General features: G+C 49.3%; 17 protein-coding genes. 15 read left to right on the top strand and 2 right to left on the bottom strand.

The features are described 5' to 3' along the window. Positions 1-16 precede the first annotated feature (16 nt). From R70331_RS14410 to R70331_RS14430, 5 genes are all read left to right on the top strand, one after another. Positions 17-196 carry a hypothetical protein gene (locus R70331_RS14410; protein ID WP_039873030.1) on the top strand — a complete coding sequence of 60 codons (180 nt, stop codon included), beginning with the start codon at positions 17-19 and terminating at the stop codon, positions 194-196. Between the two features lie 86 nt (positions 197-282). After that, positions 283-717 carry an NUDIX hydrolase gene (locus R70331_RS14415; protein WP_042176600.1) on the top strand — a complete coding sequence of 145 codons (435 nt, stop codon included), beginning with the start codon at positions 283-285 and terminating at the stop codon, positions 715-717. 64 nt (positions 718-781) lie between these two features. Next, positions 782-1,546 carry a TSUP family transporter gene (locus R70331_RS14420; RefSeq protein WP_042176603.1) on the top strand — a complete coding sequence of 255 codons (765 nt, stop codon included), beginning with the start codon at positions 782-784 and terminating at the stop codon, positions 1,544-1,546. Between the two features lie 23 nt (positions 1,547-1,569). Further along, the gene (locus tag R70331_RS14425) at positions 1,570-2,028 is read left to right on the top strand and encodes a GNAT family N-acetyltransferase (protein WP_042176606.1); all 459 of its coding nucleotides are present in this window, start codon (positions 1,570-1,572) and stop codon (positions 2,026-2,028) included. Continuing rightward, positions 2,021-3,190, top strand: coding sequence for an alanyl-tRNA editing protein (locus R70331_RS14430; protein WP_042176609.1), 1,170 nt, complete (start codon positions 2,021-2,023; stop codon positions 3,188-3,190). Before R70331_RS14425 ends, R70331_RS14430 begins: the two co-directional genes overlap by 8 nt. Before the next feature lie 211 nt (positions 3,191-3,401). Here the strand turns inward: R70331_RS14430 and R70331_RS14435 are convergent, their stop codons facing one another. Further along, positions 3,402-3,926: a YfiT family bacillithiol transferase gene (locus tag R70331_RS14435; RefSeq protein WP_042176612.1), complete on the bottom strand. Its 525-nt coding sequence runs from the start codon at positions 3,924-3,926 to the stop codon at positions 3,402-3,404. Positions 3,927-4,007: 81 nt separating this feature from the next. Between R70331_RS14435 and R70331_RS14440 the strand changes: the two genes are divergently transcribed. The 6 genes from R70331_RS14440 (at position 4,008) to R70331_RS14465 (ending at position 10,905) form a co-directional block, all read left to right on the top strand. Continuing rightward, on the top strand, positions 4,008-6,359 hold the full coding sequence (locus R70331_RS14440) for an ABC transporter permease (RefSeq protein ID WP_042176615.1): 2,352 nt from the start codon (positions 4,008-4,010) through the stop codon (positions 6,357-6,359). Positions 6,360-6,375: 16 nt separating this feature from the next. Then, on the top strand, positions 6,376-7,152 hold the full coding sequence (locus R70331_RS14445) for an ABC transporter ATP-binding protein (RefSeq protein WP_042176618.1): 777 nt from the start codon (positions 6,376-6,378) through the stop codon (positions 7,150-7,152). 61 nt (positions 7,153-7,213) lie between these two features. Then, entirely contained in the window at positions 7,214-7,900 is a 687-nt protein-coding gene (locus tag R70331_RS14450; RefSeq protein WP_042176621.1) for a response regulator transcription factor, read from the top strand. Then, positions 7,887-9,167, top strand: a complete 1,281-nt coding sequence (locus R70331_RS14455) for a sensor histidine kinase (protein ID WP_052419059.1) — start codon at positions 7,887-7,889, stop codon at positions 9,165-9,167. The genes R70331_RS14450 and R70331_RS14455 overlap by 14 nt, the downstream gene beginning before the upstream one ends. Then, positions 9,164-10,117, top strand: a complete 954-nt coding sequence (locus R70331_RS14460) for a class I SAM-dependent methyltransferase (protein ID WP_052419060.1) — start codon at positions 9,164-9,166, stop codon at positions 10,115-10,117. The genes R70331_RS14455 and R70331_RS14460 overlap by 4 nt, the downstream gene beginning before the upstream one ends. Before the next feature lie 206 nt (positions 10,118-10,323). Then, entirely contained in the window at positions 10,324-10,905 is a 582-nt protein-coding gene (locus tag R70331_RS14465; protein ID WP_042176624.1) for a GNAT family N-acetyltransferase, read from the top strand. A 383-nt stretch (positions 10,906-11,288) separates the two neighbouring features. On the opposite strand, the gene R70331_RS14470 is transcribed toward R70331_RS14465, so the two are convergent. After that, positions 11,289-12,308, bottom strand: coding sequence for a hypothetical protein (locus R70331_RS14470; RefSeq protein WP_042176626.1), 1,020 nt, complete (start codon positions 12,306-12,308; stop codon positions 11,289-11,291). A 144-nt stretch (positions 12,309-12,452) separates the two neighbouring features. Here R70331_RS14470 and R70331_RS14475 point away from each other — a divergent pair, with 144 nt between their 5' ends. The 4 genes from R70331_RS14475 (at position 12,453) to R70331_RS14490 (ending at position 16,052) form a co-directional block, all read left to right on the top strand. Then, positions 12,453-14,423 (top strand): elongation factor G, encoded by a 1,971-nt coding sequence (locus R70331_RS14475; RefSeq protein ID WP_042176629.1) that lies wholly within the window; start codon positions 12,453-12,455, stop codon positions 14,421-14,423. A 103-nt stretch (positions 14,424-14,526) separates the two neighbouring features. After that, positions 14,527-14,928 (top strand): NUDIX hydrolase, encoded by a 402-nt coding sequence (locus tag R70331_RS14480; RefSeq protein WP_042176631.1) that lies wholly within the window; start codon positions 14,527-14,529, stop codon positions 14,926-14,928. A 169-nt stretch (positions 14,929-15,097) separates the two neighbouring features. Continuing rightward, positions 15,098-15,523, top strand: coding sequence for a DMT family transporter (locus R70331_RS14485; protein ID WP_042176633.1), 426 nt, complete (start codon positions 15,098-15,100; stop codon positions 15,521-15,523). Between the two features lie 25 nt (positions 15,524-15,548). Further along, entirely contained in the window at positions 15,549-16,052 is a 504-nt protein-coding gene (locus tag R70331_RS14490) for a DMT family transporter (protein ID WP_042176635.1), read from the top strand. Positions 16,053-16,118 lie beyond the last annotated feature (66 nt).

Consider the following 16,118-nt stretch of genomic DNA (forward strand, 5'->3'; position numbering starts at 1 on the left):
TTAAGGAGGCAGCGCAGTGACAGATCACGCCAAACCGGATAAGAACCTGATGAACACTGTGGATGAGCTGGACCATGCGGCAGTAACCAGCCAGCAGGCACAGCAGATGGAGCAGAAGAAGCTCGACATCCGCAAGGAGTCCCTTAGCGATGACAAGACAACTTATAAGAAGAACGAACAGAATTCTTATAAGTGACTACTGCATCAAGACGGGCTTTAGGGAGCGGCAGGAGATGATCCTGCTGCTCTTTTTTTATTCCACAGGGAAGGGAGAGATTCAATATGCCGGACTTCCGGGTGCTTAGTGTTGTACATATCATGCTGTTCAAGGGCGGCCAGGTGCTGCTGCTTAGACGCTGCAATACAGGACATATGGACGGTTATTACGGTTTTCCTGGCGGGAAGCTGGACGGAGGGGAGACGCTGCAGATGGCAGCGATCCGCGAAGCGCGGGAGGAAACAGGTGTCAGGATTGACCCGGCATGTCTGCATATGCTGGGGACAATGCATATCAGGACTCCGGGCGGGGAACGGATTGATTTTTTCTTCCGGGCTGAGGGGTGGTCGGGAGAAGTGAGTAACCTGGAGCCTAATAAATGTGATGACCTGAGCTGGTTTGACGCGGATAAGCTCCCGGACAATACCCTTCCCTTCATGAAAAAAGCTATGGATACATTCGGCCGTGGGGAATGGTTTATGGAGCATGGCTGGGATTAAGCTGTCACAAGCCTTTCGGATTACAGTTTAATATATTCATTGTAAATATAGCAGGAGGCCGGGGATGGATCATATAAGTACTGGAATGATCATTGTTTTGGTGGTGTGCGGCTTTCTGGCCGGATTTATTGATTCTGTAGTGGGCGGCGGCGGACTGATCTCGATTCCGGCGCTGCTGTCGGCGGGCATACCGCTGCATCTGCTGCTTGGAACGAACAAGCTGGCAGGCACCATGTGCTCTTTTACCAGTACGGCTTCCTTCATTAAGTCCGGTAAAATCAACTTTCAGCTGATCAGGCTGCTTATTCCCTTCTCCATTGCCGGTGCGGTTGCAGGCTCATTTACCGTCCGGCAGGTGCCGTCGGAATTTCTGAAGCCGCTGGTCATCGTGATGCTGGTGGTGATTACGGTCTATACCTTGTTCAAAAAATCGTGGGGTGATGTGTCCACCTTCTCCGGCAGCAGCAAAAAAACACGGCTGACCGGCATGCTGGTCGCCCTGATCATCGGGTTCTATGACGGTTTTTTCGGTCCGGGCACGGGATCGTTCCTGATCTTTGCTTTTCTGATGCTGGGCTTTGAGTTCGTGACAGCAGCCGGCAATGCCAAGGTGCTGAATTTTGCCAGCAATATCTCTAGTCTGCTTACATTCATTGCACTGGGCTCGGTCAGCTATTCTTACGGGCTGCTGCTGGGCGTTCCTATGGTTGCCGGTGCAATCATCGGTTCCAAATTCGCGATCCGCAAGGGGGCCGGGTATATCCGCCCGCTGTTCATTGCCGTAACGGTGATCTTGATCGGCAAGCAGATCTGGGATACGATGCATTAAACAGAAGTAATCGAGGTGGAAATATGGATATCAGGCTCATTTCTAAAGAACAGGCATGGCAATTGAGGCATGAGGTGATGTGGCCGGAGCGTGAGCTGGATTATGTAAAGCTGGACGATGACGATGCGGGAGAGCATTACGGGCTGCTTGAGCAGGAGCGGCTGATCTCCGCAGTGTCTTTGTTTATTGAAGGCGATGAAGCGCAGTTCCGCAAGTTCGCCACTCTTGAGCCGGAGCAGGGCAAAGGATTTGGCAGCAGGCTGCTGCAGTATGTGCTGGAGGAGGCGGAGGCGCGCGGAGTCCGGAGAATCTTTTGTAATGCACGGAGCAATAAAGCCCCCTTCTATCAAAAGTTTGGACTGGCTGCAACCGGTCAGTCATTTAGTAAGGGCGGCAAAGACTATATCATCATGGAGCGGTTCTTCAGACCAGCAGGAGCCGGTGCCCTAGACAGAAATGGAGTGGAACAGACTAATGACTGATAAATTATATTATGAATCAGCTTATATACAGGATTGGGAGACAAAGGTAAGCCGGATTGAGGAAAAAGATGACGGGCTGTATCTTGTCCTGGAGCAGACAGCCTTTTATCCGCATGGCGGCGGGCAGCCATGTGATACCGGAACGATCGGCGGCATTCCGGTGCTGGATGTCATCCTTGAAGGAAACGAAGTGTTCCATAAGGTGGAGAGTCTTCCCGGAAGCGCTGAAGTCAGCTGCAGAATCGACTGGGAGCGGAGATTCGATCATATGCAGCAGCACAGCGGCCAGCATCTGCTGTCAGCGGTGTTCCGTGAGCTATGCGGAGCAATGACGTTAAGCTTCCACCTCGGAACTGATTATGCTACGATCGATGTGGAACTGACTGAGCTGTCACCTGCCCGGATGCTGGAAGTGGAGGCCGGGGTTAACCGGCAGATTGTTCTGAACCGCAGCATCACCAGCTATTTCGTGAACGGGGAAGAGCTTGCCCGCCTGCCGCTGGTGAAGCAGCCTACAGTAACCGGGAATATACGGATCGTGGAGATCGAGGGCATTGAATATAATGCCTGCGGCGGCACGCACGTCCCTTCAACCGGAGCGATCGGCATGATCAAGCTGCTGAGAGCGGAGAAGCAGAAGGGCAACATCCGGGTGACCTTCAAATGCGGCGGCCGCGCACTGGCCGAGTTCAATGACAATGTACGGATTCTGGGCGCCTTGTCCGCCAAATTCAATACCGGCAAGGACGAGATTATGGACCGGATTGAAAAAATGGAGCAGGAGCAAAAGCAGCTTCAGACCGAGCTTACAGCGCTTAAAGAGCTGAATGACGGCTATGCAGCACATGAGCTGCTGGCCGCGCAGGCACAGGACAGCCGTATCATCGCCCGGAGCTACGAACAGAAATCGCTTAAGGATCTGCAAAGCCTTGCGGCCAAGCTGACTGCCCTGAGTGATCTGCCGGTGCTGCTGCTGTCAGCGGCTGAGAATAAACTGGTGTTCGCCCAGAGCGGAAATGCCGGGCTGTCCTGCGGAGCGTTCTTTAAGGAGCACCTGGGCAGCTTCGGCGGCAAAGGCGGCGGCAGCGATAAGCTGGCCCAGGCCGGCTTTACGGACTATGAGCAGGCACAGGCTTTTTACGAATTTGTACAACAGCAATAACACATATAGCCTGCCATGGGGAAAGGGACAGACGGAGTGTCCTTTTCCCCTGGCAGGCTTTTTTTAAATATAAGAATTTATATGTTTTACGCTATCAATAATCCTTATATTTCTCGCAGAAACGGTTACCGCCTTCTCTGAAGGACGGCATACCCGTTTCTACTTGGAAATACATAATCAGCTAAGTTAAATTCCAACTTGTGGGGTTGTTTTACCAGCCCATCCGGCTGCATAACGAGGTAATATGGGCAAGATGATGCTTGCCGTGCCAGGCATAAATGCCGATATTCCTGCCTAATGAAACTACACCCGATTCCGGATGGATGAAGGTCTTGCCCAGCTCAGCAGGCGTTAACTCACGTAAAACGGTAACCCAGCGCTGGTGCAAGGTTTCAATGAGCAGAAGTGAAGGCTCAACCGGCAAAGCATAATCCGGCAGCTCAGCCCATTTCGCCTCGTCGTAAGGCTTAATAACCGGCTTGTCTTCAGTAAGAGCCAGTTTAAACCGTACATAGGCGTTCATATGACTATCTGCAACATGATGGACAACCTGACGTACCGACCATCCGCCCGGACGATAGGCAGTATCCAGCTGTTCATTATCCAGACTTTTAACAGCTTCCCTCAGTAACTCCGGTAATGCTGCAATCTCATTGATCCATGCAGCTGTAACACTGCCGGTAATGTCCCCGGAATGGTTAAAAGTGCCAATCGGATATTTCAAATCAGCCTCCATACTAATTCCCCCCAGTTAAGGATTATTTAATAACTTCCCCATTATAATCACTTCAGAGGATATGAGAAAGGGGAACGAAGCGTGTTTCTGAACATTCTGAAAAAGGATCTGCGCCGTAAAAAAACGATGAATATCGTACTGCTCGTGCTGATCACACTGGCAACAGCCCTGGTGGCAAGCGGAACAAACCTGATGTATACCACCACGTCAGCCATCGGGTATTTCATCGACAAGAGTAAGGTGGCAGACCATAATGTCACTATTCCTGATACTCCGGAGAACAGGCAGAAGATCAGTGACTGGGCTTCCGGCCAGCCTATTATTGCAGAAGTAGTCCCGGAACTTCAGATCGGTGTAACCAGCAGGGAGATTACACTGCCGGCAGGCCGCAACGGTTTTTCAAGCAGTCTGGTGCTTACACTGGCGACGGTTCCTGACAAGGTGAATCTTATTTATGACCAGGAAAATCAGCGTTTTACATTGGAGAAGGGCGAAATCGGCATACCGGCAAGCATCAAAATTGCAACCGGAATGGAACTGGGTGACAGCATCAAGGTTGATTTTGATGGTATTTCCAAAAGCTTCAAGCTTACACAAATCTTTAAGGATGCCTATATGGGCGCCGATCTGCTGGGACTGAAGCGGCTGGTCATTTCACAGCAGGATTTTGACGATATTCAAGATGCATTACCAGAAGAGGCCCTATTGGTGCAGTATAGTTTTGTGGCTGCTGCAGGAGTGGAGTCTGCGGCGGTGACGGCAGCTTTTGCCAAACAGGATTTGCCCGCTAACGTCCAGATTGACAAAGGCGTGGTGCGGATGGCATTCATGACAGATCAGATTATTTCCGCTATGTTGTTTGTAATCAGCCTGTTTCTGATCTTCATCGCCTTTATGACGCTGAGATTTACCATTGTGTCTACGCTGCAGGATGAATACCGGGAGATTGGCGTTATGAAGGCCATCGGCTTCAAGAACGGATCGATCAAGGGACTGTACCTGGCCAAATATTCAGGCCTTGCAGCTATAGGCGGAGCCATTGGGTTGCTTGCCAGCTTTCCGCTGAGTGCCCTCATGTCCCGCAAAACGGCAGAATATATTATTCTGCCCGGCGGTTTTACCAACATTATTATTTCCATAATCAGTGCAATAGCTATTGTCCTGCTGACCTTGCTGTTCTGTGTCCTGTGCATGCGCAAAATTAATAAAGCCTCGGCGATTGACGCGATCAGACAGGGGCATAACGGTGAAAGGTTCAAGCCTTCACGCAGTATCCATCTTCACCGCAGTAAGAGACTTCATCCTATGCTGTTTCTGGCCATAAGCGATGTTGTAAGCCGGCTGAAAAGCTATACCACGCTAATTTTTACCTTTATTTTGAGCGCAGCTATCATCATCATTCCTATTAATCTGACAAATACGATTCTGACCCCGAAATTCATAAGCTATCTGGGAACAACAGAAGCGGACTTCTATACGAAAGCTGTCGTAGCCGATAAACCGCTGAATGAGATCCATGAGGAGCTGTCGAAGGTAGAGCAGCAGTTTAAGGAGCAGCAGTTCGATGTACAGCTTTCACTGGAGTATACAGCATTGACAAAGTATATCTCCGATGACGGGGAGAGCAACCGAAGTATTACAGGAACCAAAAATGAGCCTGCGGCCAGTCTTGAATATTTACAGGGAACTGCTCCCGAATTGGCTAATGAAATAGCGATCACCAGCATTATGTCAGAGGTCTACCATAAAAATCTTGGTGATAATATTGTATTTGAAATAGACGGGCGGCAGCAGACCTTCCTGATCACCGGTATTTTTCAGGCCATCTCGAATGAAGGCTATATGGTCCGGCTGGCCGAAGAATTCTACCCGCAGATGACAACGTCCTATATGATTACCGGCATGATTAATGCATCGGATCAGGACAAGGCTGCTATAACAGCAGAAATGAAGGAGTTATTCAGCCAGTATGAAATCAAGACTGCTGATGAAATGCTGAAAGACGTAATCGGCGGTTTTATCGGTCAGCTGAAAGGCGTCATCAGCCTGCTTACGGTCATTGTGTGTCTGATTATCTTTTTTATTACAAGCTTGTTTGTACGGCTGCTCATCAGCAAAGAGATCCAGGGCATTGCAGTTATGAAAAGTCTTGGCTTTACAGACGGGCTGATCCGGCTGTGGCAGGTGCTGCGGATTATGATTCTGCTGACAGGTTCGCTGATCATAGGGGTGCTGGGAGCCAATATTCTTGGTGAACGGCTGTTCGGTTTTGTCTTCCGGATGTTCGGGCTTACCAAGCTTCATTTTCAGATTATGCCGCTGCAGGTTTACGTGCTGTATCCGCTGATCATTCTTGCTGTAGTTGTAATAGCGGTATATACGAGCTGCGGACAAATCAAAAAAATCCATGTTTGGAATATGAATAAAGAATAATCAGGGGGAATGAAGGATGAGTACTGTGCTTGAAGTTACGAATCTGTGTAAAACGTATATCGTGAACAAAAGCCAGCATAATGTGCTGCGGAATATTAATTTTACCTTGCATGAGGGGGAGTTCGTATCCGTTATGGGCCCGTCCGGTTCCGGCAAATCGACACTGCTCTATACGGTCAGCGGAATGGACCGTCTCACGGCGGGAGAGGTGCTGTTTAACCGGAAGAAGCTGTCCGTGCTCTCACAGAATGAGATGGCCGAGGTCAGGCTGCAGGAGATGGGTTTTATTTTTCAGCAAATGTATATGCTTGGGAATCTGTCGGTCTATGATAATATCATATTATCGGGCTATCAGGCGATTAAGGACAAAAAGGATAACCGCAGCCGCAGTGATATCAACGAGTATGCTGACAAGCTGATGCGGAAGCTGGGAATTATCGAAATAGCCGGATATGATATTGCCGAGGTGTCGGGCGGACAGCTGCAGCGGGCCTGTATCTGCCGGGCTCTGATCAACGCTCCCAGGATGCTGTTCGCCGATGAGCCGACCGGAGCACTGAACTCCAAAGCCGCTAAGGAAGTGATGGAGGAGCTGTGCCGGATTAACAGGGAAGGTACGACGATCATGATCGTTACCCATGATGTAAAGGTTGCCGCTCAGACCGACAAGGTTCTCTATATGGTGGACGGCAACATCCAGGGCGAGCTGAAGCTTGGTAAATTCGCTGAGGCGGAAGGTGTCAGGGAACGCGAGCGCCGGCTAAATGAGTGGCTGATGGAGCAGGGCTGGTAGGCGGCGGAAGGGATAAAGGCTGATAGCCGCCCTGCCCTATAAAGTGAAGGATACAGGAGGGATGGCATTGGCTGATATTTTGGTCATTGAGGATAATCTGGAGCTGTCTGCGGTTATACGGGATTTTCTGGAGGCGGAGGGTTACTCTGTAGCATCGGTTTCCAGTGCCGAAGAGGGACTGGAGCTTCTGAACAGCAAGGCGGTAAAGCTGCTGCTGCTCGATATTATGCTGCCAGGGATTGACGGCTTTGCTGTGTGCAGGCTGGCAAGGGAAACATACAATCTGCCGATTCTGATCATGAGTGCCCGCCACGGGGATGACAACAAGATCATCGGGCTGGAGCTGGGAGCGGACGACTATCTGGAAAAGCCGTTTACCATTCAGCTGCTGATTGCCAAAGTAAAAGCGCATATGCGCCGGAGCTATGAGATGAATGACAACAGGCAGCTGCTGACGGACGGCGATCTGCTGGTCAACCGCTCCTCCATGCAGGTATTTTTGGCGGAAGCGCAGGTGTCTATGACGATGAAGGAATATGAGCTGCTGGTGCTGCTGCTGAATAACCGGGGCAAGGCGCTGCGTAAGGAATGGCTGTTCCAGCAGGTGTGGGGTGCGGACAGCTTCAGTGAGCCGTCGACCCTTACAGTACATATTAACAAGCTGCGGGAAAAGATTGAGCTTAATCCGAAGCAGCCGAAACGGATCGTAACGGTGTGGGGAGTGGGCTACAAGTATGAGGCGGTTTGACCGGCTGATTCTCTGGACGATTAGTATCGGAATTGCGGTAATTTGCCTGTTTGCCGCCTATGGCTTCAAGCTTGCAGTTGACTCAGGAGACAAAACATACCGGATCGAGGTTAACCGGATTACCCGTGAGATCAGTGACGGACGTAAGCCGGATGAGCTTAAGCTGGAGGAATACAATCGGGTGCGCAATCTCGCCTGGCTGGAATGGAATGCGGAGCCGGAGGCAGTTCGCAGCTTTTTTGACGGTACAGGTGTGCAGAACAATGCTGAGTATACAGTTAAGCCTATATATCGCGGCGATGAGCCGGCAGGTTATTTGAGGCTGGAGTATGTGTCCGGCACAAGCCGTTCGCCGCTGCTGCTGCTGACGGTCATTCTGCTTGGTGCAGTGCTTGCGGCCATATCCAGTCTGCTTCTGTACATCCGCCAGCAGATCATCAGGCCGTTCCATACGATCGAGGAGCTTCCTTACGCATTGTCCAAAGGTAATCTGACCCAGGATATGAAGGAGAGTAAAAGCAGGTTTTTCGGCAAGTTTATATGGGGACTGAATCTGCTGCGCGAGACATTGGACCGGCAGAAGCAGACCAACCTGCGGCTGGAAAAAGACCGGCAGACTCTGATCGCCTCCCTGTCGCATGAGCTCAAAACACCGGTCGCTGCGATTAAGCTGTACTCCAGTGCACTGGCGGAGGGACTCTACGACAACGAAGACAAGCGCAGGGCATCCGCCGGTCTGATCGGGCAAAAGGCCGCACAGATTGAAGCGATGATCATCAGCATCATTTCTGCTTCCGTATCCTCCTTGCAGGAGACAGAGGTGCATGTAACGGAATTTTACCTGAAAGAATGGATCAGGCAGGTGGTGGAGCATTATAAGGAACGCCTTGCTTTGCTGAAAATTCCATTTGAAGTGGCGGTACCTGATGACAAGCTGCTGCTGGGTGATCCGGATAAGCTGCTTGAGGTTATGGACAACCTGCTGGAGAATGCGATCAAGTACGGCGACGGCTCCCTGATCAGAATCAGCTTCCGGGAAGAGGATTACCGCCAGCTAATCATCATTGAGAACACCGGCAACCCAGTTCCGGCTACAGAGCTGCCGCATATCTTCACCAGCTTCTGGCGCGGCTCGAACAGCGCCGGCAAGCAGGGCAACGGCCTGGGCCTGTTCATCTGCCGCCAGTTGATGCGCAAGATGGACGGGGATATTTATGGCGAGGCTTATGCGGAGGGAATGCGGTTTGTGCTGGTGCTGCGGTATTGAGTGATAATATTATCAAGGCAGAGGATGAAGTTAAAGACAACGGAGGACGTTTCTTGTTTCCGTCTGCGGACGGAGATAGGAAGCAGGCCGTGGACGGATGTTCAGCCCTTGTATCAGAAGTATACTGGGTACATATGGAATTCGCATGCTGCACTGAAGGGCTGCGCAAGAAGGAGACAATACATATGCTGCAGGATACAATGCTTAAGGCCCCGTGCACTCAGGATAGGCTTCAGCTGACGCCTGCCGGAGCTGTTAACCAAGTGAGTGGACAACTATATCCGTGGCAGCACGGATATTTTGTGTTTTCAGCAGAATCAGACGCAGAAGGCAGCAACAAAAAATATCTTGAGTTATACAACAGAATTGCCCGTTTCTACCGACTGTCCAATAAACTATACTTCGCGCTGAAATTCGGCGGGGAACGCCGTTACAGACAGCAGTTTCTGTCTTCATTGGAGCTGCACGACGGGGACTTGATCCTGGAGACCTCGGTAGGCAGCGCAGATAATTTTCCCTATCTGGGTGTAAAGGCTGAGCTGTACGGGCTGGATATCTCCAGCGGAATGCTGAAGCAAGCGGTACGCAATCTGCGGCGCTGGAAGCTGCAGGCCAAGCTGTTTCAGGGACAGGCGGAGCAGCTGCCTTTTGCGAGCGATGTCTTTGACTGCGTCTATCATGTGGGGGGGATCAATTATTTCAGCGATCCGGCCGCTGCGGTTCTGGAGATGATTCGGGTAGCGAAGCCGGGCTCGAAGCTGATGATTGCCGATGAGACGGAGCAACTGGTCAAAGGGACGTATGAGAATACGCCTCTGGTTAAGGAGTATTTTCAGCAAGACAGAAAGTTACCGGAGATTGCCGGACTTATTCCGCAGGAGATGCTGGAGCTGGAATATAAGGAAGTGTGTAAAGGCTTGATGTACTGTATTACTTTCAGGAAGCCATAAGGATATTTGCCCCCGCAAGGGCTTAAGAACGCAATGCCGGATCTTAGGAGGTGCAAGATGAAAGAAATAAATGCTGAAGAGTTTAATCAGGCAGAGGCATTTTTCAATAAGAAAAAACAGCACATTCCTGCGCTATCAGTCTTGCGGGGACATTATCCGGGACGTGTGTTTGTAGATCAGCTGCATAATCTGGAGCTGGCAATCGTATGGGCTACCGGCAGATGGATGTATGCGGCTGGAGCGCCGCTTGGTTTGAGATTTATGCTGATGACTCGGAAGCCTGGGATAGGCTGTTGCTTGGCGGGATGCCGGGTGTGAGAGCGGATAAGCATTTTGAAACCGTCTACGAGCTGCAGACCGGTCTTTTTAGAAGCTTGCAGGAGCTCCTTCGGGCAGATCAAGGTGAATTTGAGATTGAGATTGCTGCGTACCCGATTGTCGGTGAGTGCGACAGTCTTCCGCCGGGTGCGGATCGTCATTTTATGGAAGAGAAAACGGTTGGAGCGCTGGTGAAAGTAGGCGGACATCCTGTTTCGTTGTGCAGAAATAACGGCTTTACAGTGGACAATGAATATTTCATTGATGCAGATACATACGCGACGGCTGAGCGGAACAAGGGATACGGGACTCAGGCAGCTGCGGCTTTGATCGGATATTATCTTGAACAGAACATGCTTCCTTTATGGGAGACAACGCAGGACAATCTGGCTTCACAACGTCTCGCCTTAAAGCTGGGTTTCCTCCCGGCAGAACAGTACCCGGTCTATACTTTTGAATTGCAGAAATAACAGCTACAATACATAACGTCCGTCTTTTAGAGTGAATTTCATAACTGTACTGCTTCTGATTTCGTTTGTAATCGGTGGCACGGTAACGCTTCCCTGGTTTATTTTTATTCCTTTGTTTGTGCTGGTCTGGGCGCTGGCTGTTTATCATGAGGGCCGTAACCGGTCTGGACAGGGATAGACAAGCAGGCAGATTCAGCTTCATAGGATTGATCATACACGGCAAACCGCCCATAATGAGAAGGGATGGTTTGCCGTGTATTTTGTATGAGGTACATAATGGAACCTATTTCAAGCGAGAACGCTCTCAACCATAGACTATTAAGCTTATAAGGAATAGTTAGTTTGCAGGCGTAACGAAAGAGCGAACACTATATTTGATTAGTTTAGTCGTTACTAAAATGTGGAAGGCGTAACCAATTAATAATTAGGAACGAGGTAGTGAAATACCAAAGTTTAAACATATTTAAAAATTGTTCATCATTGGGTAGTGTATGATTGTTCTTCCATTTATCAATCGTCGTTTTTAAATCAATATCTACCAGTGTATTTACACCTGAAATACCGGCAATTTCATTGCTACTATGCCGGGAGTAGGCACCTAATAAATCCGAAGCATTGAATATACCGAAGAAGTATTTTCTCCAGGACCCTTTATCTACTTGACGAATAATTGAATTAACAAGTTGATTTACCTTCTGGTTTTTAGATTTTTTAGTATATTCTTCTGTATTTCTATATACATCATTAATTATTACTTCTAAAATATTACTCAGTCTTTTAATAAAATCAGATTGAACAAAACTATTTATGTTAGCCCACTCATATAATACTACGCTGATTTCCTTCTTGACGATGGCTCCTTTAAATATATAGCTTGACTTCAAAATGCTCTTTTCTGCTATTTCCACTCTATCAAAGGGAGATATATTATAAGATTCTAAGAGTTCACTCATTTGTATGGACCATAAATATTCTTGAAAAGGATTTGTCTCGATATATTTTTTCACGCCATCATTAGATATATAATTTGCATATTTTAAAATCTTTGAATCATTAATAGAGACATTATAAGAATTTAACATAGTTTCTATATCGCTAATTAACAATGTATCCTCTTTGTCGAATATTTGCTGGGGAATCCCAAAGTTCCAAAAATCTCTTAGCTTATTGAATGCTTCGTAATAACTTAGAAAAACACGATGTATAGAAAAGAAGTTGCTTTCTCCCATTTTAGATATGAATTCATTTAGTTGTTTATGATTTATCCAAAAATAACGTTCGGACTTAGTGTCATAGCCACCTTCAATATTTTCTGAATCTTCATCCTCGTATTCCAGATAAAAACTATTCAGTGAGGGTAACGTACGACTTTTTGTAGCAACAATAAGACCGTATTCATACATTTAAAAAGCCTCCCAACCATTATTTTTACTATACAATCTTAACAGTTTAAGTAGCTTATATTAAGCTAAGTGTGAATTCTTATGTCCTTTGGTTAATTAATTTTTTATTTTGAAGTTTTAATTGGAGGTGTACTAATAACAAGAATGACAAAGAATATAACAATCGGTCTGCTTGCCCACGTCGATGCCGGGAAGACGACCTTCGCCGAGCAGCTGCTCTACCATACAGAAGCGATCCGCAGCAGGGGGAGAGTGGATCATAAGGATACTTTTTTGGATACCCATGAGATTGAAAAAGCGCGCGGCATCACTGTATTTGCTGATCAGGCAGAATTCAGCTACGGCGGCTCACACTACTTTCTACTGGATACGCCCGGCCACGTCGATTTTTCACCTGAGATGGAGCGGGTGCTGCAAATTCTCGATTATGCCGTTGTAATTGTCAGTGCAGTTGAAGGAGTGGAGGGTCATACGGAGACGGTATGGCAGCTGCTGCGTAGTCACTGCGTCCCTACCTTCTTTTTTATTAATAAAACAGACCGTACCGGCGCTGACCCGCTGCGTGTGCTAAATGAGATCCGCCAGCTGCTCAGCAGTGATGCCGTTATGCTGCCTGAGGCTGAGGCTGAGGCTGGTGTTGTGGGTGAGGAGCTTCGTTCTTTTTTGGCGGAACGGGATGAAACGCTCTTCGAGGCTTATCTGGATGGAAGCTTGGACGGGCCTGCATGGACCGGTGCCTTAATCAGGCTGGTGGGGCAGGGTAGAATCTTTCCGTGTATGACAGGCTCCGCCCTGCTGGATGAAGGAATCGGCAGCTTCCTGCGCAATCTGGATACGCTTGCGGTAACGGAGTATGATTACCGTCTGCCTTTTGCCGGAAGGGTCTATAAAGTCCGTTATGATGAAAAGGGTACCAGAATTACTTATATTAAAGCGCTGCAGGGTGTGCTTAAAGCACGGGAAGAATTGACCTATGGCCTGGAGGAAAAACGGATTTCAGAGCGGATCACCGGTATCCGCCGGATTAACGGGGCAAAGACGGCAGCAGCTGACTGGGGTGCGGCGGGTGAATTATTTGCAGTTACCGGGATAACGGCTGCCGGACCGGGCGAAGGTGTGGGAGAGCTTAAGGATACTGTAGGCAGCCGACTCATTCCCGCCCTGAGATCCAAAGCCTGCTTCGAACCGCCGGTTCATCTGAAAGAGGTGATTCAGGCGTTTCAGCAGCTTGGGGCAGAAGACCCGTCATTGAATGTAAGTTGGGATGAAACGCTTCAGGAGCTGCAGATCCAGGTTATGGGGCAGATCCAGCTGGAGGTGCTGGAGCAGGTGCTGCGCGAGCGGTTCCGTCTTCCGGTAACCTTTGGTGACCCGGAGATATTATATATGGAGAGTATAGAATCGGTAGCCTATGGCTGTGGACATTTTGAACCGCTCGGCCATTATGCCGAGGTCCATCTGAAGCTTGAACCGGGTGAAGGCGGCAGCGGCGTAACGGTACATAACAAGTGTCATCCTGATCATCTGGCAGTGGGTTATCAGAATCAGGTTCTTCAGGTGCTGCTGGAAAAAGGGCATCACGGCCTGCTGACCGGCTCTCCGCTGACCGATGTACAGATTACGCTGCTTAGCGGCAGGGCCCATAACAAGCATACCTCCGGCGGGGATTTCCGGGAAGCCGCACTGCGGGCCTTGCGTCAGGGTCTGGAGCAGGCGGAGAATGTGCTGCTGGAGCCGTTTTATGATTTTAAAATACGAATTCATGCGGATCATGTGGGCAAGGTGATGTCGGATATTCAGCAGGCCAGCGGCAGCTTTGCTGCACCGGAAATAAACGGGGAAACAGCCATCCTTACCGGAACGGTGCCGGTTGCCACCTTCATGAATTATCCGGTCAGGCTGGCCTCTATGACCCAAGGCAAAGGAGCCCTGTCTCTGCGGGCCGGCGGATACCAGACCTGTCATCAGACTGAGCATATCATCAGCATGAAGCAGTATGATAAAAATGCCGATCCGGCGTACCAGTTGGCTTCGATCTTTTGCTCGAAAGGACAGGCCTATCCGGTTCCCTGGGATCAGGCAGCCGGGCATATGCATGTGAAGATAGAGTACTGAGACATTGGCCGGACAAACTGTGTAGGACATCTGTCCTTTAAGGAGCGGCAGAGATCGCTTTTAATAAATAAAAGCGAAGGCCAGAATTTCAAGGAGGATAATGATGACCACAGTGATAGACAAGATTGCCTGGATTCATATTGTAGATGGTAAGGTGCTGGGGGCACGTTCTCACGGTAAAGACACCTACTACTTCCCCGGCGGTAAACGGGAAGCGGGCGAGACGGATAACGAAACGCTGATCCGTGAAATTGAAGAGGAACTGACTGTTCAGATTATACCGGAGAGCATCGCACAGTTTGGGACATTTGCAGCTGAGGCGCATGGTAAAGAAAGCGGTGTGCAGGTGCAGATGACCTGCATGACAGCAGAATATAACGGCACACTTGCACCGGCAGCGGAAATTGCTGAGCTGGCCTGGCTTACGTTTGCTGACAGGGAGCAGGTATCGGCGGTCAGCAGGCTGATTTTTGACCGGCTGCATGAGCTGAAGCTGTTAGTTTAATGGAGTGTGCGTGTATACTCGGCCCGTTTCAGCCTCTTAAGAAGAGGCTTGAAGCGGGCCTTTTCATATAGTGCAGAACAGTAAATTTTATTTTAGGACATATGTCCTTCACGGATAACGCCGGATGTCATTTAATTAAGTCAGAGATCACATAGAGGAGAGAGACGAGATGAAGGGGATTATTTTTGCCTTTATAGGCGGGGCATGCATTACGCTGCAGGGGGTTGCCAACGCAAGGATCAGCCAGGATATTGGCACATGGCAGGCAGCAACGATTACACAATTAACCGGTTTTATTATGGCCTTTGCTATTCTGATGTTTGTCCGGGACGGGAAGAAGCAGGGCTTCAAAAAAGTAAATCCGCTGTACCTGACCGGAGGCGCGCTGGCAGCGTTCATAATTTTCAGTGAGGTTACCGCTATTCAGCATATCGGGGTTACGCTGACTATATCTGCACTTTTGATAGCACAGCTGTTCATGACCTTCATGATCGACAGCAACGGCTGGTTCGGGGTCATGAAGCAAAAAATGCGCCTGCCGCAGTTCATCGGCATCGGGATGATGATTGCCGGCGTGCTGATTCTTAAACTTTAATGTACAGCGAAGGAGATAACATTTTATGATAATTGGAATTATATTGGCACTAGTGGCCGGGGCGCTTGTGGGCCTGCAGAACATTTTTAACATTAAAGTCAACGAACATACAGGCTCATGGTCAACAACGACGCTAGTACTTGGCATGGGCTTTATCGCTTCACTGGTTATGGGGCTGATTACTCAGGGGACAGGGATGTTTACACTCCAGCATATGCAGCTGTGGTACTGGTTCAGCGGTGTGATCGGCGTCGGCGTGGTTATCTGCCTGGTGCAGGCCACGAAGCTGCTGGGAGCAACCTTTGCGATTTCGATTGTGCTAACCTCACAGCTTGGGTTCGCGCTATTGTGGGATTCTCTAGGATGGATGGGTCTGGAAAAGGTTCCGTTTAGCTTCAACCAGCTGCTTGGCGTTCTGGTTATCGTCGGCGGGATTCTGGTCTTTAAACTGGGCGGAAGAGGAGAGAAGGGCGGGCAGGAAACTGTTGCGGCGGATAAAAAGCGTCAGACTGCGCTGGGTACGAAATAAATAGAGGCCGGAGCTTCCTGGGATGGGGGCTCCGGCCTTTTGTTGTCTGTTTAGTTGGCTGTCTAA

This window comes from Paenibacillus sp. FSL R7-0331 (assembly GCF_000758645.1).
Taxonomy (GTDB): Bacteria; Bacillota; Bacilli; order Paenibacillales; family Paenibacillaceae; genus Paenibacillus_AQ; species Paenibacillus_AQ camerounensis.

Excerpts from the sequence above, each read along its gene's own strand:
- R70331_RS14425 (WP_042176606.1), top strand. The coding sequence starts at position 1,570 with ATGGATATCAGGCTCATTTCTAAAGAACAGGCATGGCAATTGAGGCAT.
- R70331_RS14450 (WP_042176621.1), top strand. The coding sequence starts at position 7,214 with ATGGCATTGGCTGATATTTTGGTCATTGAGGATAATCTGGAGCTGTCT.
- R70331_RS14470 (WP_042176626.1), bottom strand. The coding sequence starts at position 12,308 with ATGTATGAATACGGTCTTATTGTTGCTACAAAAAGTCGTACGTTACCC.
- R70331_RS14430 (WP_042176609.1), top strand. The coding sequence starts at position 2,021 with ATGACTGATAAATTATATTATGAATCAGCTTATATACAGGATTGGGAG.
- R70331_RS14455 (WP_052419059.1), top strand. The coding sequence starts at position 7,887 with ATGAGGCGGTTTGACCGGCTGATTCTCTGGACGATTAGTATCGGAATT.
- R70331_RS14490 (WP_042176635.1), top strand. The coding sequence starts at position 15,549 with ATGATAATTGGAATTATATTGGCACTAGTGGCCGGGGCGCTTGTGGGC.
- R70331_RS14480 (WP_042176631.1), top strand. The coding sequence starts at position 14,527 with ATGACCACAGTGATAGACAAGATTGCCTGGATTCATATTGTAGATGGT.
- R70331_RS14485 (WP_042176633.1), top strand. The coding sequence starts at position 15,098 with ATGAAGGGGATTATTTTTGCCTTTATAGGCGGGGCATGCATTACGCTG.
- R70331_RS14420 (WP_042176603.1), top strand. The coding sequence starts at position 782 with ATGGATCATATAAGTACTGGAATGATCATTGTTTTGGTGGTGTGCGGC.
- R70331_RS14475 (WP_042176629.1), top strand. The coding sequence starts at position 12,453 with ATGACAAAGAATATAACAATCGGTCTGCTTGCCCACGTCGATGCCGGG.
- R70331_RS14435 (WP_042176612.1), bottom strand. The coding sequence starts at position 3,926 with ATGGAGGCTGATTTGAAATATCCGATTGGCACTTTTAACCATTCCGGG.
- R70331_RS14445 (WP_042176618.1), top strand. The coding sequence starts at position 6,376 with ATGAGTACTGTGCTTGAAGTTACGAATCTGTGTAAAACGTATATCGTG.
- R70331_RS14465 (WP_042176624.1), top strand. The coding sequence starts at position 10,324 with ATGGGCTACCGGCAGATGGATGTATGCGGCTGGAGCGCCGCTTGGTTT.
- R70331_RS14415 (WP_042176600.1), top strand. The coding sequence starts at position 283 with ATGCCGGACTTCCGGGTGCTTAGTGTTGTACATATCATGCTGTTCAAG.